General features: G+C 68.8%; 20 protein-coding genes. 9 read left to right on the forward strand and 11 right to left on the reverse strand.

The window, feature by feature from the left end:
- Nucleotides 1–18 precede the first annotated feature (18 nt).
- Nucleotides 19–1,176: an ABC transporter permease gene (locus SACGLDRAFT_RS18005; RefSeq protein ID WP_005466361.1), complete on the forward strand. Its 1,158-nt coding sequence runs from the start codon at nt 19–21 to the stop codon at nt 1,174–1,176.
- Here SACGLDRAFT_RS18005 and SACGLDRAFT_RS18010 read toward each other — a convergent pair.
- Genes SACGLDRAFT_RS18010 through SACGLDRAFT_RS18030 form a run of 5 tightly spaced genes read right to left on the reverse strand, consistent with a single transcriptional unit; the run spans nt 1,148 to nt 5,246 of the window.
- Nucleotides 1,148–2,383 (reverse strand): cytochrome P450, encoded by a 1,236-nt coding sequence (locus SACGLDRAFT_RS18010; RefSeq protein ID WP_005466362.1) that lies wholly within the window; start codon nt 2,381–2,383, stop codon nt 1,148–1,150. The genes SACGLDRAFT_RS18005 and SACGLDRAFT_RS18010 overlap by 29 nt on opposite strands.
- Nucleotides 2,384–2,385: 2 nt before the next feature.
- Entirely contained in the window at nt 2,386–2,985 is a 600-nt protein-coding gene (locus SACGLDRAFT_RS18015; protein ID WP_005466363.1) for a GTP-binding protein, read from the reverse strand.
- Nucleotides 2,966–3,322, reverse strand: coding sequence for a DUF742 domain-containing protein (locus SACGLDRAFT_RS18020; RefSeq protein ID WP_005466364.1), 357 nt, complete (start codon nt 3,320–3,322; stop codon nt 2,966–2,968). Before SACGLDRAFT_RS18020 ends, SACGLDRAFT_RS18015 begins: the two co-directional genes overlap by 20 nt.
- 2 nt (nt 3,323–3,324) lie before the next feature.
- Entirely contained in the window at nt 3,325–3,720 is a 396-nt protein-coding gene (locus SACGLDRAFT_RS18025; protein WP_005466365.1) for a roadblock/LC7 domain-containing protein, read from the reverse strand.
- On the reverse strand, nt 3,720–5,246 hold the full coding sequence (locus SACGLDRAFT_RS18030; RefSeq protein ID WP_005466366.1) for an ATP-binding protein: 1,527 nt from the start codon (nt 5,244–5,246) through the stop codon (nt 3,720–3,722). Before SACGLDRAFT_RS18030 ends, SACGLDRAFT_RS18025 begins: the two co-directional genes overlap by 1 nt.
- 265 nt (nt 5,247–5,511) lie before the next feature.
- Here SACGLDRAFT_RS18030 and nfi point away from each other — a divergent pair, with 265 nt between their 5' ends.
- A complete protein-coding gene (gene nfi, locus SACGLDRAFT_RS18035; RefSeq protein ID WP_005466367.1) occupies nt 5,512–6,210 on the forward strand; it encodes a deoxyribonuclease V in 699 nt (232 codons plus the stop codon).
- Here nfi and SACGLDRAFT_RS18040 read toward each other — a convergent pair.
- Nucleotides 6,188–6,940, reverse strand: coding sequence for a ZIP family metal transporter (locus SACGLDRAFT_RS18040; protein WP_005466369.1), 753 nt, complete (start codon nt 6,938–6,940; stop codon nt 6,188–6,190). The two genes, nfi and SACGLDRAFT_RS18040, sit on opposite strands and share 23 nt — an antisense overlap.
- 185 nt (nt 6,941–7,125) lie before the next feature.
- Between SACGLDRAFT_RS18040 and SACGLDRAFT_RS18045 the strand changes: the two genes are divergently transcribed.
- The 3 genes from SACGLDRAFT_RS18045 to SACGLDRAFT_RS18055 all read left to right on the forward strand — a co-directional run bounded on the left by SACGLDRAFT_RS18045 (nt 7,126) and on the right by SACGLDRAFT_RS18055 (nt 10,213).
- Nucleotides 7,126–8,142 carry a helix-turn-helix domain-containing protein gene (locus SACGLDRAFT_RS18045; RefSeq protein WP_005466371.1) on the forward strand — a complete coding sequence of 339 codons (1,017 nt, stop codon included), beginning with the start codon at nt 7,126–7,128 and terminating at the stop codon, nt 8,140–8,142.
- A 104-nt stretch (nt 8,143–8,246) separates the two neighbouring features.
- Nucleotides 8,247–8,570, forward strand: coding sequence for a type VII secretion target (locus SACGLDRAFT_RS18050; protein ID WP_005466372.1), 324 nt, complete (start codon nt 8,247–8,249; stop codon nt 8,568–8,570).
- Nucleotides 8,570–10,213 carry an alpha/beta hydrolase gene (locus SACGLDRAFT_RS18055; RefSeq protein WP_005466373.1) on the forward strand — a complete coding sequence of 548 codons (1,644 nt, stop codon included), beginning with the start codon at nt 8,570–8,572 and terminating at the stop codon, nt 10,211–10,213. Before SACGLDRAFT_RS18050 ends, SACGLDRAFT_RS18055 begins: the two co-directional genes overlap by 1 nt.
- Nucleotides 10,214–10,283: 70 nt before the next feature.
- Here the strand turns inward: SACGLDRAFT_RS18055 and SACGLDRAFT_RS18060 are convergent, their stop codons facing one another.
- The 3 genes from SACGLDRAFT_RS18060 to SACGLDRAFT_RS18070 form a co-directional block, all read right to left on the reverse strand.
- Nucleotides 10,284–11,597 (reverse strand): citrate synthase, encoded by a 1,314-nt coding sequence (locus tag SACGLDRAFT_RS18060; RefSeq protein WP_005466374.1) that lies wholly within the window; start codon nt 11,595–11,597, stop codon nt 10,284–10,286.
- Between the two features lie 165 nt (nt 11,598–11,762).
- Nucleotides 11,763–12,692 (reverse strand): carbohydrate kinase family protein, encoded by a 930-nt coding sequence (locus SACGLDRAFT_RS18065; RefSeq protein ID WP_005466375.1) that lies wholly within the window; start codon nt 12,690–12,692, stop codon nt 11,763–11,765.
- A 71-nt stretch (nt 12,693–12,763) separates the two neighbouring features.
- Nucleotides 12,764–13,339 (reverse strand): TetR/AcrR family transcriptional regulator, encoded by a 576-nt coding sequence (locus SACGLDRAFT_RS18070; protein ID WP_040920149.1) that lies wholly within the window; start codon nt 13,337–13,339, stop codon nt 12,764–12,766.
- A gap of 72 nt (nt 13,340–13,411) precedes the next feature.
- On the opposite strand from SACGLDRAFT_RS18070, the gene SACGLDRAFT_RS18075 reads away from it, so the two are divergent.
- Nucleotides 13,412–14,578, forward strand: coding sequence for an acyl-CoA dehydrogenase family protein (locus SACGLDRAFT_RS18075; protein ID WP_005466378.1), 1,167 nt, complete (start codon nt 13,412–13,414; stop codon nt 14,576–14,578).
- Between the two features lie 30 nt (nt 14,579–14,608).
- Here SACGLDRAFT_RS18075 and SACGLDRAFT_RS18080 read toward each other — a convergent pair whose 3' ends face one another.
- Nucleotides 14,609–15,820, reverse strand: coding sequence for an amidohydrolase (locus SACGLDRAFT_RS18080; RefSeq protein WP_005466380.1), 1,212 nt, complete (start codon nt 15,818–15,820; stop codon nt 14,609–14,611).
- 11 nt (nt 15,821–15,831) lie between these two features.
- Nucleotides 15,832–16,743, reverse strand: a complete 912-nt coding sequence (locus SACGLDRAFT_RS18085; protein ID WP_005466381.1) for an aldose 1-epimerase family protein — start codon at nt 16,741–16,743, stop codon at nt 15,832–15,834.
- 67 nt (nt 16,744–16,810) lie between these two features.
- Here SACGLDRAFT_RS18085 and SACGLDRAFT_RS18090 point away from each other — a divergent pair, with 67 nt between their 5' ends.
- The 3 genes from SACGLDRAFT_RS18090 (at nt 16,811) to SACGLDRAFT_RS18100 (ending at nt 20,181) form a co-directional block, all read left to right on the forward strand.
- Nucleotides 16,811–17,386, forward strand: coding sequence for a TetR/AcrR family transcriptional regulator (locus tag SACGLDRAFT_RS18090; RefSeq protein WP_040920150.1), 576 nt, complete (start codon nt 16,811–16,813; stop codon nt 17,384–17,386).
- A complete protein-coding gene (locus SACGLDRAFT_RS18095) occupies nt 17,386–18,222 on the forward strand; it encodes an MBL fold metallo-hydrolase (RefSeq protein ID WP_005466383.1) in 837 nt (278 codons plus the stop codon). The genes SACGLDRAFT_RS18090 and SACGLDRAFT_RS18095 overlap by 1 nt, the downstream gene beginning before the upstream one ends.
- A gap of 216 nt (nt 18,223–18,438) precedes the next feature.
- The gene (locus SACGLDRAFT_RS18100; protein ID WP_005466384.1) at nt 18,439–20,181 is read left to right on the forward strand and encodes an MFS transporter; all 1,743 of its coding nucleotides are present in this window, start codon (nt 18,439–18,441) and stop codon (nt 20,179–20,181) included.
- The last annotated feature ends 35 nt before the right edge of the window (nt 20,182–20,216 follow it).

The raw sequence follows: 20,216 nt of genomic DNA on the forward strand, positions 1-20,216 counted from the left end.
GGGAAGGGGGGGGGTGGCGTGCCCGAGGACTTCCCGGTCGCCCGGCGGGCGACCGCGACCGTGTGCACCGTCGCGGCGCGGGAGCTGCGCGGCCACTCCCGTGCCGGTTATTTCGTCACCAGCACGGTGCTCGTGCTCGCCCTCCTGCTGGGCTACCTGCTGCTGCACGCCTCGGTGTTCACGCGTCTGGGCGGCACTACGGTGGGATTGGTCGGACAGGCCACCGCCATGGCGGAACCGTTGCGGGAGGCCGCGAACGACGTGGGCGAGGACCTCGACGTCGTTCCGTACCGCGACGCCGACCGAGCACGGGCCGACGTGGCACGCGGGGAACTGGACGTCCTCGTCTCGGGTAGCCTGACGGACCTTCGGACCCTGTCCGGGTCCGAACTGGACGAGTCGCTACGGGCGCTGCTCATCGGCATCGCACGGGACGAGGTACTGAACGCCAAACTCGTGGAAAGCGGGCTCGACCCCACCGACGTGCACGGTGACGTGGCGACCGCCCGCGTCACCGCGGAGACCGTCGAACCTCCCGTCGCGACACGCACCGAGCGCACCTGTCTGGCGTTGGCCACCGTGCTCCTGCTCGGCTTCGGCATCGCCGGAAGCTCACTGATGGCGGCGCGTTCCCTCGTCGAGGACGGCGGACGTTCCCGGTGGGTGGCGCTCGGCAAGGTCGTCGGCGTCGGCCTCGCGGGCGGAACTCAGCTCCTGCTCCTCGGGGCGGCGGCCGTCGCGGTCACCACCGCCACGGGCGCGCTGTCCACCTTCGGAGCAGCGGCGAGCACGTTGGCGTGGGGCCCGGTGTGGTTCGCCCTCGGCTATGCGCTGTACTCGCCGCTGTTCGTGGCCGCCGGCTCCGGTGGCGGCCCCCTCCGGTCGGTGATCCCCTCCGTCGCCGCCGTGGTGGTGGCCGGGCTGGGCACGAGCATGCTCGTGCTACCGCATCCCACGGGCATGATCGGGCTCGTGGCGTCGTTCGTGCCCCCGCTGTCGCCGTTCGCGGTGGCAAGCCGGGTCGCGACCGGCGCCGCCGAGCCGTTCGAGGTGGTGGCAGCCGTCCTGCTGACCGTGGCGAGTGCCGTCGTCCTGACGCGAGTGCTCCACGCCCGACACCGAGCGTTCGCGAACCCGACAGCGGCCGTTACCGGTGGCCCGCCCGGCTCGGGGTGAATCGCACGGGCAACGACGTCAGGTTGCGGTTCCACAGCGACGGGGTGAACGTCAGTTCCTCCACCGGCACCGGCACGGTGATGTCGTCCAACGAGTACAGCACCGTCTCCACGGCGATACGCGCGATCAGCCGGGCCGCGCGCTGTGCCGGGCAGGCATGCGCACCGGCGCTGAACGACAGGTACGCGCGGTTGCCGATCTCCAACCACGGGTCGTTGGTGCGCACCCGGAAGTCCGAGTTGCCCGCCGCCAGGCCGAGGATCACCGCGTCGCCCCGCCGGATGGGCTTTCCGGCGAGTTCGCAGTCGGCCGCCGCGTACCGCCCCATCAGGTTCGCCGTGGGCGGGTCACGCCACAGCACCTCGTCGAGCGCCTCGTCGATACCGAGCCTGCCGCCGCGCAGCCGGGCGGTGAACCGCTGGTCGGTGAGCATGAGCCGCAGGGCCATCGCGATCCAGACGCCCGTGACCTCGTACCCCATCCCGATGACCATCATCATCGCGTGGAGCACCTCGGTGTCGTCGCGGAACGACGGATGCCGCACGAACAGCGAGGTCAGGTCGTCCCGAGGCTGGGCGCGCCGTTGTTGCACCATGTCCGTCAGCAACCGCAGGAAGGAGTCGTCGGCGAAGTACGACTCGATGCCCTTCAGCAGCGTCGCCCTGAGCTTCTCGCGGTCCTCGGGCGACATCCCGAGCAGCGACAGCATCACGACCATGGGCACGGCGGCGGAGTACTCGGTGACGAGGTCTGCCTCCCCACGGGAGGAGAACCCGTCGATGAACTCCATGCAGACCTGCTCGACGGTGCTACGCAGCCGGTGCTCGTCGAGGTTGTCGAACCCCTCCTCGACGGGCGCCCGCAACCGCCGGTGCTTCTCGCCGTCGGCGTACACGGCGTTCTCCAACGGCGACAGCAACGTCGCCAACGGCGAATCCGGCGGGATCACGCCGCTGGCGTACTCGCGCCACGTGCGCGGGTCGTGGGAAAACAACCGCTCGTTGCGGGCCACCTGACAGATCTCGGCATGTCCCATGACGAGCCAGCCGTTGACGCCCGGCATGAGCTCCACCGGCGCGACCTGACCCCACCGGGCCCGCAACTCGCTGTAGACGGCCTGCGGGTTCTGGGAGTTGACGATCTGCAACAGCGGAGTCAGGCCAGTCATCTCGGCCAGAACCAGCGACTGCGACGCCTGCGACGACATCGTCACGCCACCTCCGAGCGCTTGCGCACCTCGATGGCGTACTCGACGAGCTTGATCAGGGCTTGCACCGACGACTGCCGCTCACGCGCGTCGCAGTACACGATCGGCGTCTCCGGCAGCAGGTCGAGGGCACTGCGAAGCTCTTCGGTGTCGTACGTCGGCGAGCCGGGGAACTGGTTGACGGCCACCGCGAACGGGACGCGGGTGTGCAGCTCCAACTGGTCGAACACCTCGAAGCTGTCCTGCAGCCTGCGGGTGTCCACCATGACGAGAGCACCCACGGCACCGTCGGCCAGTCCCTCCCACAGGTTCCAGAACCGCTTCTGCCCCGGCGTTCCGAAGAGGTACAGCACGAGCTCCGGATTCAGAGTGATGCGCCCGAAGTCCATGGCCACCGTGGTGCTGCTCTTGCTGTCGAGCCCGGCGAGGGAGTCGACGCCGACGCTCGCGGCGGTCATGGTCTCCTCGGTGCGCAGCGGTGGAATCTCGCTGACCGAGCCGATCAGGGTCGTCTTGCCCACGCCGAACGCGCCGACGACCAGGATCTTGACCGACTGCGTGACGGTCGACGGCACATAACGCTCAGAGCTTTCGGAGCCCATTCAGCACTTTCTCCAGCAAATCGATTTCCGGTATGACGAGTCGCTGCGGGCTGGAACGCACCACGAGATGTCCGGTGTCGACCAGATCCGACGCGAGCACCACGACCACACTCACGGGCAGACGCAGGTGCGCCGCGGCCTCGGCGACCGAGAGCACGCCTCGGCACATCTCCACCAGTGACCGCTTCTCCCGACTCGTCGACACCGGAAGCTGCGCTTCGGGGTTGGCCACCAACAGGGTTTCCGGCCGCAGCGTGTTCCGCGTGGGATGGGCACGACCACCCGTGATGATGTACGGCCGTACCGGCCTGTCCTGGTACTCCTCCGAGTGGTCCATGATCAGCGCGTACGGGTGGGTGTGCTGAGGGTCCGCTCGCCGATCTGGAGTACCTGGAGCTGCATTTGTTGCGCGATGAGGCCCGGATCGATGACCGGCTCGGTGACCACGGCGAGCCGGGAACCGTCGCCCGCACCGCGCACGAACAGGAAGCCACCGTCGAACTCGACCATCACCTGCTTGGGGTCTCCCCCGGAACCGAACTCCTCACCGACCCCCCTGCCGAGCGAGGTCAGACCCGCGCACGCGGCGGCGAGCTTGTCGGCGACGTCGGTGGCGGTCTGCTCGGTCTTCACCTTCAGCAGACCGTCGGAGGTGAGCACGATCGCATGCCGCACCCCGCGCACGCTTCTGATCTGCTCCAGCATCCAACTGTTGTCACTGGCGTGAGCAACCATCACTCCTCCGAAGTGTCACGAGGGTCGTAAGGCGAATTCGAGTCGGTGGTCCGGTCGTTCGCGACCTCGCCCGAGCTGAGGAAGGCACTCATCCACTGGCCCGCCTCCTCCGCGGCTCGGCGGGGATCGACGGGCTCGGCCGGGACGGCGGACAGGTTCATCGTGATCTCGTTGCTGTTCTCGGCGACGACCTCGCCCCGGCGGGACTTCCGCCGGGGCAGCTCGGGCGACCCCTCACCCGAGGAGGCGGGTGTCTCGGCGAGCTGCTCTCGTTGGGCCGAGGCCGGTTCGGGTGTGGGCAACTGCTGAGCCTGCGGCGACGGGGCGGGCACCGGCTCCGGCGCCCCGACGGGCCGGAGGTTGTCCGCCGTGGTGTGCTGGCGGGTCAGCGCGAGCTGCCCGCTGATCGAGGCGTGTCCGGGCGCCAATGGCTCGGTCAATTCGGACGGCACCATGACGATGGCGCGCACCCCGCCGTAGACGGACTCGCCGAGGTCGACCCGGAACCCGTAACGCCGCGCGTAAGTACCGACGGACGGCAAACCGGTCTGCGGGACCTCGCCGAGCGTGAAGAGGTCGACGAGTTTCTCCCCCGACGCGATGGCGCGGGCCTGTTCGAGCCTCCGGTCGTCCATGCCGACACCGCAGTCGTCGATCTCGATGACCGCACCACGCTGGACGTGCCGCAGGGTGACCAGCACGTTCGTGGTGGGAGGGGAGGACTGCGCCGCATTGGCCAGCAGCTCGGCCACGATGTGGATGAGTGGCTCGACCACTCGGGCCGTCACCGCGATGGCCGGGTCGCCGGACGCCTCCACACGCTGGTAGGCGGTGATGCGGCCGGCCGCGCCGCGCACGATGTCCGACAGCGGTAGCGCCTCGTTCCACTGCTGCCCCGGACGTTCACCGCAGAGCGCGGCGAGCGACTGCGCGTATCGAGCCTGCTGGGCGGCGGCGTGGTCGATCCGCATGCTGGTCTCCAGCACGTCCGGGTCGTTCGGGTGCCGGTTGACCATGCGCCCGGCTTCCTCCTGCATGCGGTGTGCGGAGGTCTGGACCCTGCGGGCCAGCGACACGACGGCGGAGTGCACGGCGCTGCGCTGAGCGGCGTAGCCGTCGAGAGCCTTGCCGAAGAGCGCCTTCATGCGCTCGTACGCCTCCGCGGCCTCGGGATGCGACGGGCCCGGCTCGAACGGGGGCGGATTCGGGTCCCGCGTGAGCGCCTCCAGGTGGCGCATGAAGATCTCGTACACCTCACGTTGGGCGACGTACCCCTGCTCCAGGGAGGCGTACCGATTCGCGAGGGCCGTGTGAGAAGCGGCGGCGGTCCGGGCGGCGCGTGCGGTGAGCACGACGTGGGCGACCAACGCGACGAGCGCCACCGCGCCCGGTAGCAGCCACCACGGCTGCCCGGCGTCACCGACGGCCAGGACGATTGAGACGACGACCACGTAACCGGCGGCGAGCGCGCCGCACACCCACGCGAGGGGATGCGGTCCACGCGGCGAAGTCGGCGAGAATTCCATGTTCACCCAGATCAGTCGGGTCGGTCAGAACGTGTCAGCACACCGTGTCACGGGCGCGCCGGAAAACCGCATACCCCAGTGCACCTCCATGCTTTTCCCAACATGAACGGCGGCACGAACGGCCCACCCTGTTACTCCGCTCAGCGTAGTCGATCTCTGTGGCCCCCGTACAGGCCGTCACGATCACAAAAGCCGCACCCGTAATGGTCAAAACTGTCAACAATGGACTTTGCCAACCACGGACGACGAAAATGGGGGTAGGGGCGTGGAGATACGGCTCCGGGAACCGTGGCCGACGACGGTGGCCGACGCCGTGGAGACACAGCTACGGCTGCGCGGCGAGGTACGCGCGGTGGACGAGACACCGCGGCCCGTGCGCACGGTCGCGGGTGTGGACGTGGCCTACGACCGGAATTCGCCGCGTCTCGCCGCGGCGGTGGTTGTGCTCGACCACACCACCCTGGAGGTACTCGAAACCTCCACCGTGGTGACCACCACGGAGTTCCCCTACGAACCGGGACTGTTCGCGTTTTGGGAACTGCCCGCGGTGGTGGAGGCGCTCCGACGTCTCAGGACCACACCGGACCTGCTGGTATGCGACGGACACGGCCTCGCCCACCCACGCCGGTTCGGCCTCGCCTGCCACCTCGGAGTCCTCACCGGCGTCCCGACGTTCGGGGTGGCGAAGACGGTGTTCGTGGGTGAGTTCGTCCCGCCCGCGTCCAAACGGGGCTCGTGGTCGCCCCTCGTCGCCGACGGCGAGGTCGTCGGAGCCGCCGTGCGCACCCGCGACGGCGTCAAGCCGGTGTTCGTCTCGATAGGACACCGAATCGACCTCGACACGGCACGTGATCATACGATCACTCTTTGCACGAAGTACCGGCTCCCCGAGACCACCCGGCACGCCGACCACCTCTCCCGCGAGGTGCTGGCGGGCCGGATCAGCCCCAGCGTTGAAGGATGAACGAGGAGAGGAACCCCACGGTGGTAATCAGCCCGGTGAGGACGTGCGTCCGTTGGAACGCCTCCGGGATCATCGTGTCGGCCACCATGGCGAGAATGCCTCCCGCCGCCACCGCCGTGATCACCGCGACCGTGGCGGGAGGGACCTCGTCGAGGAGCAGCCGGCCCAGCAGCGCGGCCACACCGCAGACCACCGCGATCCCGGCCCACACGCCGAAGACGTAACTCGCGGGACGTCCGGCGCGTTTCATGCCCGCGGAACTCGACAACCCCTCGGGCACGTTGGAGATGAACACCGCGGCGAGGACGGTGACCCCCACTCCCCCACCGCTCGGAACCGACAGCCCGAGAACCACCGACTCGGGTATGCCGTCGAGCAACGCGCCGATCGCGATGGCCACGCCACTGCCCTTGGCCTCGTCCTCGGACGGTTGCACCCGAGCCGACCGCTTTCGGTGCCGGGCACCACGCCGGGACAGCAGTTCGTTCGCCGCCACGTAGGCGCACGCACCCAGCAGGAACCCCAGGGACGTGGCGAACAGCCCGCCACTGCGTTCGGCCTCGTCCACCAGCTCGAAGGCCAGCGCCGAGACCAGCACGCCCGCGCCGAATGCCATCACCCAGGCCACAACGGCGGCAGGCACCGGAAGCCACCACCCCGCGGCCGCGCCGAGCAGCAGCGCCGATCCGGCGAGCAACCCCCACAACCCGGCTTCCAACCACACCGCCATCGCGTCTCCCTCCTCCGAGGAGGAGTACCCCGGCGTGTCCGCACTTTGTGCACGCGTGTCCGCAGCTTGCGCACACGTGTCCGCAGCCTGCGTCCGCCCGCTCCGATGTGAATCCCCGAGGTAACCCACCCGAGACTCCGGGTCGGTATGGTGTCCATCACAGTGAGGTCACACCTGGGGGGCTGATGCTGGAGTGCCTGGGGCTCGACGAGCGTGCCGAACAGGCCTACCGCCTGCTGCTCGATCGTCCCGAGAGCGAGGCCTCGCTCGTCGGGGAACACCTCGGTCTGTCACCCGACGCCGTGGCGGCGACGCTGGAGAAACTCCACACGCTCGGACTCGTCGAGCACCTGCCCGGCGACCGGGTCCGCCCGGTGCACCCCGCCATCGCCTTCCCGCCGCTGCTGGCGAGCGCCCGCCGCGAGCTGCGCGCCGAGGAACAACGGCTCGACCTGGCCGCCGCCGCGGTGGAGGAACTGACCGTGCACGCCGGGCGGAGTCCCGCGACCGCCTCGCCCGAGACCAGGGTCAACCACGGGACGGCCGCGGCACTCCAATGCCTCGAACACATCACCGCCACCGCCACGCGAAGCGTCGACGCGCTGGCCGCCGCCGGTCCCGCACCGGGCATCACCGACCCGACCGACTACACGCCCATCATCGAGTTCGCCATCCGCCTCGCCGAACGCGGCGTGCGACTCCGCGTGATCATGCTCGACAGCATCAACTACCTCACCCCGCTCGTCGAGGGAGCACACCGCATGCGCGCGGCGGGCGTGGAGATCAAGACCGCACCGGCGCTACCCGTCTGGACCCTCGTCGTCGACGGCGAGTACGTCGTCTCGGCGCTCGCCCCCGACGACCACACGCGGGGCAGCCTGCTCGTACGAACCCCCGGCGCGGTGGCCGCCGCGGCGGACCTGTTCGAGAAGTACTGGCTCACGGCCACTCCACTCGACGGCGTCGATTCGCCCGGTCACGACGAGACCCCGTTGACGCGAGCCCAGAAACAACTGCTGATCATGGTGGCCAACGGCAACAAGGACGAGACCGTCGCGCGCCGGTTCAGCGTCTCCACGCGTACGGTGCGCCGCATGATCGCGGAACTCTACGACCTCGCCGGGGTGTCGAGCCGCATCCAGCTCGTCTTCCGGGCCGCTCAGCTCGGCTGGCTCGACGGTTCCGAACTCGACCGGGTCTGACCCCTGTCCTGGGGCGGCCATGTCCGCTCGCGGACGGAGCCCGCCTTCCTCGTCGCCGCGTCCCAGCGCACGACGGACGCGAACAGGCGAAGGAAGGAGCGGTGATGTCGCGGGCAGAAGTGGACAGCGAGGAACTGCGCACGGCCGCACGGAGTGCCTCACGGGCGGGAGACTCACTGGCCGACGATGGCGCGGGCACGGTGCTCGACTCGGCCGCGGGCGGCCTCGCGGGCTTCACCTCGGGTGCGGCCCTGACCTCGGCCGCGAACACCTGGAAGACACGGGTGCGGGAATTCTCGGCCGACCTGCGCTCACTCGGCGACCGCCTGGCGCAGGCGGCGGACCGCTACGAGGCCACCGACAACGACGCCGCCGGGGGACTTCGCCGAATTCTGGACCTCCTGAATCGGGTGGGGGTGGCGGCGTGATGAACACCGAGCAGCTCTACTCGGCCGACTTCGGTGCCGTCGATGCCGACGCCTCCGCGTGGCGGGCGTTGGCCGACGCGCTCAACCGCTCGGCCCAGCAGATGAACTCCGAGGTCCTGGCCGCCATCGAGGGCGGCTGCTGGCGAGGTCCCGCGGCCGACAAGGCATGTGACGCGATCTCCCGGAGCCGCACGAGCCTGACCACGTCGGCCGACGATGCGGAGCACGTCGCGACCGCGCTGGCGAGAGCCGCCCAGGGCTGGCGAACGGCTCAGGGAAAGCTGCGTCGCGCCTGTGACCAGGCGCCGGCGCTGGGGCTGCGTATCGCCCCGGACGGCACCGCCGAGCCACTTCCCGGCCGGGAGCCGCAGCCGGCGGACGCGCGGGAACTCACCGCTCTGGCCAAGGGGGCGCTCGCCGAGGCCGGGCGAATCGACGCCGAGCTGGCGTCCCTGCTGGGGGAGGCCGCGGGCGTACCGAACCCGCACGGCATGGGCGGGGCGTCCCTCACGATCCCCACCGGCAAGACCCCGGCCGAGGTCGCGGCCTGGTGGAAGGGCCTGACGCCCGCGCAACGCGAGCAACTCATCGCACAGCACCCCGAGCTGATCGGTGGCCTGGACGGCGTTCCCGCCGAGGACCGCCACAAGGCCAACCTCGCCGTGCTCGACGAGAAGATCGAGGATGCGAGCGGTGACAAGCGCAAACGCCTGGAGATGATCCGGGACCGCATCGCCGACTCCCGAGCCGACACCGACGGAGCCGACGACGTGTACTTGTTGAAGCTCGACCCCTCCGGGGACGGCAAGGTCATCCTCTCGATCGGCAACCCCGACACGGCCGACGACGTGTCCGTCTACGTGCCCGGCACCACGGCCTCGTTGTGGAACGGTTTCGAGACGGACCTGGATCGTGCCCAGACGATGTTCGACGCCGCGAGCAAGAAGGGCGGCAACGTGGCGTCCGTGCTGTGGCTCGACTACGACGCTCCGGACAACGTGCCGAAGCATGCGTGGGATCCGAGCTACGCGGACAAAGGCGGCCCCACGCTGCGGTCGTTCGTGGACAGTCTCGGCTCCACCCATCAGGACGGCAAGCCGCACACCACCCTGGTGGCGCACTCCTACGCCTCGCTCGTGGTCAGCGAGGCGGCGCGGCAGGCGCCGGGAATGAACGCCGACGTCATCGCCGTCGGCGGCGCCGGATTCGGCCTCGACGACTCCTCGACCAACGACGTCGCGAAGGACCTGAAGATCAACGGCAAGGTCTACTCCGCCACGGGCGGGTCCGATCTCATCCGTCTCGCCCACGGCTTGGAGGTGCACGGTGACGGTCCCGGCGAGTTCGAGGGCACGGAGAAGCTGAACGTCTCCCCGAGCACCGAACACACGGAGTACTGGGAGGACGAGAAGTTCCTGAACGACGCCGCCGCCGTGATCACGGGTGACAAGCAGGCCGTGTCCGGCCCCTCGTTCGTCCAGAAAGTCGTGGACGAAGCGTGGGAAAGCAACGCGATCGGGGACGAGATCTTCGGCTTCGGAGGCTCAGTCGCCCTCGGCCTGATCAAGGCGGGCAAGAATGGGCTCGACGTGGTGGAGGACGGCATCGACACCGCCAAGGACTTCCTGCGACGCGTGTTCTGACGACACGACGAAGGCCACCGTCCCTCACACGGGATGCGGTGGCCTTCGATCGTCTTCGGCGTCGAGACGCTCAGCGCTCGGACAGCGGCTTGTAGTCGCGCTCCTTCTCACCGGTGTAGATCTGACGCGGGCGACCGATCTTGGTGGCCGGGTCGCTCATCATCTCGCGCCAGTGCGCGATCCAACCGGGCAGGCGTCCCAGGGCGAACAGCACCGTGAAGAACTGCGTCGGGAAGCCCATGGCCCGGTAGATCAGGCCGGTGTAGAAGTCGACGTTCGGGTAGAGCTTGCGCTCGATGAAGTAGTCGTCGGACAGCGCCCGCTCCTCCAGGCGCTTGGCGATGTCGAGCAGCTCGTCGCCACCCTCGATCTTGGAGAGGATCTCGTCCGCGGTCTGCTTGATGATCTTCGCGCGCGGGTCGTAGTTCTTGTAGACCCGGTGCCCGAAGCCCATCAGGCGGACACCCTTCTCCTTGTTCTTGACGCGGTTGACGAACGCGTCGACGTCACCGCCGTCGGCCTTGATACCCTCCAGCATCTCCAGCACCGCGCTGTTGGCGCCGCCGTGCAGCGGGCCGAACAGAGCCATGATGCCCGCCGAGATGCTGGCGAAGAGGTTGGCCTCCGAGGAGCCCACCAGGCGCACCGTCGACGTGGAGCAGTTCTGCTCGTGGTCGGCGTGCAGGATGAACAGCAGGTCGAGCGCCTTCGCCATCGTCGGGTCGATCTCGTACGGCTCGGCGGGCAGCCCGAACGTCATCCGCAGGAAGTTCTCGACCAGGCCCAACGAGTTGTCCGGGTACAGGAACGGCTGGCCGATCGACTTCTTGTAGGCGTAGGCCGCGATGGTGGGCACCTTCGCGAGCAGCCTAATGGTCGACAGCTCCACGTTGGAGATGTCGGAGGGGTCGAGCGAGTCCTGGTAGAAGGTCGACAGTGCCGCCACCGCGCTGGAGAGCACCGGCATCGGGTGCGCGTCCCGCGGGAAACCGTCGAAGAATCGCTTCAGGTCCTCGTGCAGCAGCGTGTGCCTGCTGATCTTGGAGGTGAAGTCCTCCAACTGCTGCTTGGTGGGCAGCTCACCGTAGATCAGCAGGTACGAGACCTCGATGAACGTCGAGTGCTGCGCGAGCTGTTCGATGGGGTAACCGCGGTAGCGCAGGATGCCTTGCTCACCGTCGATGTACGTGATCGCCGATGCCGTGGCACCGGTGTTCACGAAACCCGGGTCGTACGTGATGTATCCGGTCTGAGCGAGCAGCTTGCCCAGTTCGATACCGGGCGCGCCCTCCACGGCGCGCACGACGTTCAACTCGTGTTCGCCAGTCGGCAGACGGAGTTGGACCTTTTCGCCCCCGGTCTGCGCCGCAGTCGCGTCGGACATGCACATGCCTCTCACGGTCACACGGGCCGGTTGTGACCGCAGGTCGTGCGGGTCACCTACTTCGCACACCGCCCCGCTGGGGTATGAATGCCCTCTAACGCTAGTCCAGAAGAGGCGGGTTACGCAGCCGTGGCGTTACCCACAGCTAACGTAGTGCGACCAGGTTCACACGCACTGCTGCAGTTCGTCCTCGGTCGGTGGTTCCGCACCACTGCGCGAGACCGTGACCGCCGCCGCACGCGACGCGTACGTCAACAACTCGCGGCAGTCGTCCTCGGACAACGCGGAGAGGTCTTTCACCTGGTTACGCACCAGCCATGCCAGCAGGGCCCCCTGCACCGTGTCGCCCGCGCCGATCGTGTCGACCACCTCGACCGTGGCACCGGGCACAGTGACGTCCAGTCCCGAGGACGTGAGAAGAACCACTCCCTCCGCGCCTTTGGTCAAGACCACTGCGCTCGGGCCGGCGTCGAGCCACGACCGCGCGGCGGCGAGGACGTCGGCGACGTCGGTGACCCCGGCGAGCCAGCAGGCGTCGTCCAGCGACACCTTGAGCAACTCCACCGACGGCAGCCACGACGAGAAGCGCACGCGGTAGGCGTCCGGATCGGCGATCATGTCGGCCCGGACGTTCGGGTCGACAGCGGTCAACACCCCGCGTTCGTGCTCGCGGCGCAACACGGTCTCGTACACGCTCGCGCCGGGTTCGAGCACCATTCCCAGGGTTCCCACCGACAATGCCGTGGTGCCCTCGGGCAGAGGGCCGGGGTCGGAGACGAGACGATCGGCGGTGCCGTCGGTGTAGAAGCTGTACCGGGCACTGGAGTCGTCGTCGAGTGTCACCACCGCGAGCGTGGTCGGTTCCGGTCCCCGCTGCACCAGCGAAGTGTCCACCCCGGACGCCTCAAGCCTGCGGACGAGCGCGTCACCGAAGGCATCGGTGGACACACGGGACAGAAACGCCGTGGGCGCGCCGAGACGTGCCGCGGCGAGTGCCACGTTGTACGGACCACCCCCGAGCCGGGGGGCCAGCAGGTCACCTTCGGGACCGGCCGGGACAAGATCGACGAGCGCTTCGCCACCGGAGACAATCACAGTCGCGCATGCTAGTGCCTCACGCGGTGAGTTCCCGGGGGACGAGACGCTCGGTCTGACGGCGTCTCGCGCTATACCCGCAGCCCGTTCAACAACAGTTCCGCCAGTGCCTCGAACGCCTCGGCGTCGGTCGTGTGGGCCCGTGAACCCACCACGCCGGACTGGATCGCTTCGACGAGGATCCCGGTCATCTCGGCGATCGCATCGGCGTGGGCGTCGCGGAAGACCCCCTGCTCCACGCCGTCGGCGATGAACTGCCGGATTCGCCGCGCCGCGGCCTCGGAGTTGAACGCGTACACCGCGCGGGTGGGCTCGAACGCCGCAACGTCGGCCAGGAACGCCGCCGAGGCACGGTCGAGCTCCTCCGACGCCCCGGCCAGGTAGGTGCGCACCGCCACGGCGGCGTCGGTGATGCCCGCGACCCGTGCCTCGATCCGCTCGGTGGCGCCTCGGAAGAAGTGCGCCACGACCTTGACCGCGAGCTGCTCCTTGCTCGCCGCGAGCGCGTACAGCGTGGTCTTCGAGCAGCGCAGTTTCGCCGCCAGGTCGTCGAGGGTGAACGAGAGGAAGCCCTCGGCGAGGAACAGCTCCTCCAACTCGGCGAGCAACGCCCGCTGCCGACGGGTCCGGGGCCCAGTGGAAGACATGGACACCATCGTACGTTTTAGTACTCTAGTTGAGACTTCAGTACTATTCGCAGTACACCTTCGGAGGCAACGATGCCCGCGACGTCCGCGCGGCCCACCGTGCAGCGCCTGCTCCCCGACACCGAGTCCGAGGACCTGCTGGCCCTCGCCCGCGAGATCGCTCGTGACGAGCTGGCGCCCCTGGCGGCCGAGTACGAGGAGAAGGAGATCTTCCCCCGCGAACAGTTCCGCGTCCTGGGCCGAGCCGGCCTGCTGGGACTGCCGTACTCGCAGCGCTGGGGCGGCGGCGAGGTGCCGTACGAGGTATATCTCCAAGTACTCGAAGAGATCGCCGCGGCCTGGATGTCGGTGGGCGTCGGCCTGTCCGTGCACACGATGTCGTGCTACGCGCTCGCCGAGTACGGCACCGACGAGCAACGCGACCGCTGGCTGCCCGCGATGCTGGAGGGCGAGCTGCTGGGCGCGTACGCGCTGTCGGAACCCCACGCCGGCTCCGACGCCGCCGCACTGACGACGCGGGCTCGACGTGACGGTGACTGCTACGTGGTCAACGGGGTGAAGGCGTGGACCACCCACGGCGGCCACGCCGACTACTACACGACGATGGTGCGCACGTCGGACGACGGAGGCCGGGGCATCAGTTGCCTGCTCGTGGACGGTGCCACGCCCGGACTGTCCGCCGCGCCGCCCGAGCGGAAGATGGGCCTCACCGGGTCCGCCACGACCCAGATGATCTTCGAGGACGCCCGCGTGGACGCCGATCGGCTCATCGGCGCCGAGGGGCAGGGGCTGAAGATCGCGCTGTCGTCACTGGCCTCGGGCAGGCTCGGCATCGCGGCCTGCTCGGTGGGGCTCGCCCAGGCCGCCCTCGACGAGGCCGTCGCCTACGCGAAGCAGCGCACGCAGTTCGGCAAGCCGATCATCGACTTCCAGGGGTTGGAGTTCCTGCTCGCCGACATGGCCGCCGCCGTGGACTCCGCGCGGGCGATGTACCTCGACGCCGCGCGGCGCCGCGACCGGGGGTGGGCGTTCACCCGGCAGTCGTCGGTGGCGAAACTCGTCGCCACCGACGCCGCCATGAAGGTGACCACCGACGCCGTCCAGGTCTTCGGCGGCGCCGGGTACACCCGCGACTTCCCCGTGGAGCGCTACCTGCGCGAGGCGAAGGTGCCCCAGATCTTCGAGGGCACCAACCAGATCCAGCGCATGGTCATCGCGCGGGAACTGCGCAAGCTGTGACCGGGCGGGAAACGCGCCCGAGGTGACCCCTCACTCGCGATAACGGCGGTCGGCGACGACACCCTCGCCGGCCGCCTCGTCGTAGTGGTACACCTCGCGGCCCCGCACGAACACCCGCAGAGCGCGGTTCATCACGTTGAGCGGGTCGCCGGACCAGATCACCACGTCGGCGTCCAAGCCCGGCTTGAGCGCTCCCACGCGGTCGTCGAGCCCCAGGATGCGGGCCGGGTTGATCGTCAGCGCCCGCAGCGCCGTCTCCGGGTCCAGGCCTTCCTTGACCGCGAGCGCGGCCTGGTAGACGAGGAAGTTGATCGGGACGACCGGGTGGTCGGTGGTGATCGCGATCTGTACGCCAGCACGCGCGAGGATGCCCGCCGATCGCAGGGTGCGCTGGCGCAGCTCGACCTTGCTCCGGCTGGTGAACAGCGGCCCGAGGATCACCGGAACGTTGCGCTCGGCGAGGAAGTCGGCGATGAGGTGGCCCTCGGTGCCGTGGTTGACCACCAGCTTGTAGCCGAACTCCTCCGCGATCCGCACGGCCGTGACGATGTCGTCGGCGCGGTGTGTGTGCTGGTCCCAGTACAGCTCGCCGTCGAGGACGCGGGTCAGCGTCTCCATGGTCAGGTCCGTCTCGAACGGCTTGCCCTCGGCGCGGGCGGCCTCGCGCTGGGCCGCGTAGTTACGCGCCTTGGTGAACGCCTCCCTCAGCACCGCCGCGACGCCGAGCCGCGTCGAGGGGGTCTTGTCCTTCTCGCCGTAGACCCGCTTGGGGTTCTCCCCGAGCGCGCTCTTCACGCTCACGTGCTCGGCGAAGAGCATGTCGAGCACCGTCCGGCCCCACGTCTTCACGCCGACCGTCTGGCCGCCGATCGGGTTGCCGGAACCGGGCTTGATCACGACACTCGTGACACCGCCGGACAGCGCGTCGTCGAAGCCCACCTCGTACGGGTCGATGCCGTCGATGGCACGGAACCGGGCGCCGTTCGGGTCGGTCATCTCGTTGGTGTCGTTACCCGACCAGCCCTCGCCCTCCTCGTGCACGCCGAGGTGCGCGTGGGCGTCGATGAAGCCGGGCAGCACCCAGGAGCCGGACGCGTCGACGATGTCCGCGCCGTCGGGCACCTCGACCTCCGAGGAGGCACCCACGGCGCGGATCTTGCCGTTCTCCATAAGCACGGTGCCCCCGTCGATCGGTTGCCCGTCGACGGGGACCACGTAGCCGCCAATGATCGCAGTCGTCATAGTTCGTTACGCTAACGAATATCGACGACGAGACCCCACGAACCTCGCCAGGACGCGCCGGGTTCCAACTCGATGAGGTCGGTTCCCGAGTTCAACGCGTCGGCGGGACACGTCATCGGCTCGACGGCGATCGCCCTTCCCCGCCCCGGATAGTCCGACGGCGTGAACACCTGGACCCACCCGAAGTCGGGGTCGGCCCACAGGTCGAGCGTCGTGTCGTGGTGGGACAGCAGATGGTGGTACCTGCCGTCGCCGTAGGGGACCAACCCCCCGAACGCCGTGTCGAGGTCCAGACCACCCACGATGCGCCCGTCCCGCAGGTCGTAGTCGGTGCCGTCGACGTCGATCTCCTCACCGAAGGGCAGCTGCTCGTCGGCGACGTAGGGCCGAACCCGTGACGCCGCGAGCGTGAGCGTCAGCTCGTCGGTGGGCACGTCACCGATCCGCAGGTACGGGTGCGTGCCCACACCGAAACCGATGGGCTTGTCGCCCTCGTTGCGCACCTCGTGGGTGACGGTGAGCCCGCGCGGGGCCAGGTCGTAGGTGATCTCCGTACGCAGCGGCACCGGCCACCCCGGCTCGGCCCCGACGTCCACCGCGAGCCGGATGAACCACTCGCCGTGCTCCAGCAGCTCCCATTCCTTGTGGCGCACGAGGCCGTGGATGGCGTTGCCGCGCGCCTCCTCGGTGACCTCCAGCTCCTGGGGCTGGCCGTCGTAGGTCCACCGCGCACCCTTCGTGCGGTTCGGCCACGGGAACAACACCTGCCCCGCGGCCTTCGGGGGTGTCGCGTCCTCGTCGAACGTCTCCAGGTAGGGCACCTTGTTGACCTCGAACGCCCGTAGTCCGGCCCCGATCTCGGTGACCACGGCGCGGGCGCCGCCCCTGGTCAATTCGAACTGTTCCCCCGTCGGTTTCGCCATACGGGAGACGATACCGACCAACGAACTATCTAGACCAGTCGTCATAGTAAGCGCTATGGTGTCGTCCATGCCGAGACAGACGGACACCCGGCAGCGAATGCTGCGCACCGCGGCCGAGTTGCTGCGCACGCAGGGCTATCACGCCACCGGACTGAACCAGGTGCTCACCGCAAGCGCCGCGCCCAAGGGATCGCTCTACTTCCACTTCCCCGGCGGCAAGGAACAACTCGCGGGCGAGGCCCTCACCCTGGCGGGACGGGAACTCGCCACCACGCTCGAAAGCGTGCTGGCCGAGGCGGGCGGACTCACGGAGGGCCTCGAAGCGATGGTGGACCACCTCGCCGAAGGGCTCGAAGCCTCGAACTTCCGACAGGGCTGCCCCCTCTCGACGACGGCTCTCGACGCGGGGGCGGACAGCGAACCGATCCGGCAGGCCTGCTCGGGCGGCTTCGACGCCTGGCACCACGTGCTGGTCGACCACCTCGCCTCCCACGGCGTCGAGCCCGAGGCGGCCGACGAGCTGGCCACCACGGTGCTCGCCGCCGTCGAAGGAGCACTGCTACTGGCCAGGACCCGCCGGGACGTCACCCCACTGCGCATCGTCGGACGACAACTGCGAACCCTGGCGGAAGGAGCGAAGTGATGCGGGTACACCACCTCGACTGCGGCACGATGCATCCTCCCGGCGGCCGCCTCGTCGACGGCCGGCCCGGACTGTTCCGGCGCGCCGAACTCGTCTGTCACTGCCTGCTCGTCGAGACCGACTCCGAACTCGTGCTCGTGGAGACGGGTCTGGGACTCCGCGCCGCCACGCACCCGGAGGAATGGCTCGGGCGCAACTTCGTCAAGCTCTTTCACCCCGTGCTCGACCCCGAGATCACCGCCGTACGGCAGATCGAGCGGCTGGGTTACTCGCCGTCGGACGTGCGGCACGTGGTGCTGACCCACCTCGACCGCGACCACGCAGGCGGTCTCGCCGACTTCCCCCACGCCACCGTGCACGTCCACGAGGCCGAACTCCGGGCGTTGCGGGCTCAGACCGACGGCCGGGAACAGCCACGGTACTGGGCGAAGCACTTCGCGCACGGCCCGCGGTTCGAGTCGTACTCGGCCGACGGGGAGTCGTGGTTCGGCTTCGAGGCCGTCCGGGAGCTCAAGGGCCTGCCGCCCGAGATCCTGCTTGTGCCTCTGGCGGGCCACACGCGCGGACACACGGGCGTCGCGATCGACACGGGTACGCGCTGGCTGTTCCACGCGGGCGACGCCTACTACCATCCCAACGCGCTCGACCCGGCGGGCCCGAAGGTGCCGTGGGGCCTCGGGCTCTTCGAACGCCGCATGGAGACCATCGCCGGAAGCCGACTGCGCAACCGACGACGGCTGGCCGAGCTGATTCGCACGCCCGGCGCGACGGTGTCGGTGTTCAACGCCCACGACGCCACCGACTTCGCCCGGATGGCGGGCTCCCACAAGGGCTGACACTCAAACCTTGGCGCTTTGCCCCAAGGAAACTCACCGAAAGAATAAGCCTTTTAGGACAGTTCACAGTGAACTAAAGTTCATAGCTGACACGGGCGAACCCCCGACACCCCGGTCGGCGGCCGCGACCATTCACCCCGCCACACGAAGTCGGATCTTGTCGAAAACTCCCTCGGTAGCTAAATTTCTTAGTAGCTAAGATAACTAGGGGGTGTGATGATGTCCGACGTCCTCGACACGCGGCCCCCGGCCGGGGCGGCTCGCACCACCGGGCGCGGGCTCGCGGTCCTGGTGACCGTGTTGACCGCGGCCTTCATGGATTTCCTGGACAACGGGATCGTCGTTCTCGCCGCACCCGCGATCCAGGCCGATCTCGGCGGTGGTTCGGCCGCCATGGAAATGACCATCGCGGGGTACACGCTCGCGTTCGCGCTCGGGCTGGTGACCGGCGGCAGGCTGGGCGACATCGTCGGCCGCAAGAAGATGTTCCTCCTCGGAACAGCCCTGTTCGTGGTCACTTCGCTGGGCTGCGGCCCGGCCCCGAGCATCGAGCTGCTCATCGTGGCCCGTGTCCTGCAGGGACTTTCGGCGGCGGCCATGGTTCCCCAGGTACTCGCCATCATCAAGTCGGCCTTCCCCCCCCCGGAGCGCCTGAAGGGGCCCCTCGCGGCGTTCGGCGCGATGTCCGGAGTGGCCAACGTGAGCGGCCCGCTCATCGCGGGCGTACTGATCGAGCACGACTTCGCCGGGCTCGGCTGGCGAGTGGTCTTCCTGATCAACGTGCCGGTCGGGGTGCTCGTCCTCGGTGCCGCGCTGCTCCTGGTATCCGAGACCCGGTCGGCCCGTCCCCCGACGCTGGATCTGCTGGGCGTCGGCGTGGTGACGCTGGCGCTACTGCTACTGCTCTTCCCACTCGTCGAAGGTCCCACGCTCGATTGGCCGGCGTGGATCTTCCTCGTCCTGGCGGCCTCGGCCCCCGTGTTCGCCTGGTTCTGGTCGGTGGAACGGTGTCGGGAGCAGCAGGGTCGCTCGCCCCTGTTGCCGCCGTCGGTCTTCGCCAACCGCACCTTGCTCGCCGGGCTCGTGGTTCACGTCCTGTTGTTCTCCGGCATCGCGTCGTTCTTCATGATCTCCACGATCACCTTGCAAGCGGGGCTCGACTTCACGGTGCTAGCCGCCGGGATGACCTCGTTGCCCTGGCCCATCGCCATCACCGTGTTCTCGGGTATCGGGTTGGCCTTCGTGGCCAAGCTCGGCCGCAACCTGCTCTCCCTCGGCGCGGTGATCATGGTCGCGGGCATGGCGACGCTGATGTGGTCCGCCCTGTCGAACGGCGCCGAGCTCGAAGCACTCGACCTCGCTCCGGGACTCGCCCTCTCCGGTATCGGAATGGCCTTCATCGCCCCGAGTCTGATGGACCTGGTGCTCGCCGGGGCCGGGAACCGGGACGCCGGGGCGATCAGCGGCGTCCTCAACACGGCGTTGCAGGTGGGCACGGCCCTGGGAATCGCGTTGCTCGGCGTGATCTTCTTCGGAAGGTTGGAGACCCACGGCGCCGCGCAGACGGAGCACGTGATCGACGACGTCCGTGCCGCGGCGGCCTCCGCGAACGTGCCCGACAACCGTGCCGACGACATCGCGGTCGCGTTCGGCCGGTGCTTCCGAGACCACTTCGGGGAAGGCGAGATCCGCGCCATGCCGGAAAGCTGCGGAGACGCCGGACGACTGCTCTCGGCCTATCCCGAGCTCGGCGCCGCGGTGACCGAGGTGACGGACCACCACCGGGGCGAGGTCTTCACCCGGGCCTTCGCCGAGTCCCTGCTCTACAACGTCGGCGTCTTCGGCGCCAGCTTCCTGCTGATCTTCTTCCTGCCCCGGCGTATGACCGCCCCGGAACCGTCGGCGGAGAACCCGGACACCACGAGGAACCGGGCTCGACCACGAAACCATCCACTATAGATTCAACCCGAGCACCGAAAAGGCGGGAGCGAAAA

This window comes from Saccharomonospora glauca K62 (genome assembly GCF_000243395.2).
Classification (GTDB): Bacteria; Actinomycetota; Actinomycetes; order Mycobacteriales; family Pseudonocardiaceae; genus Saccharomonospora; species Saccharomonospora glauca.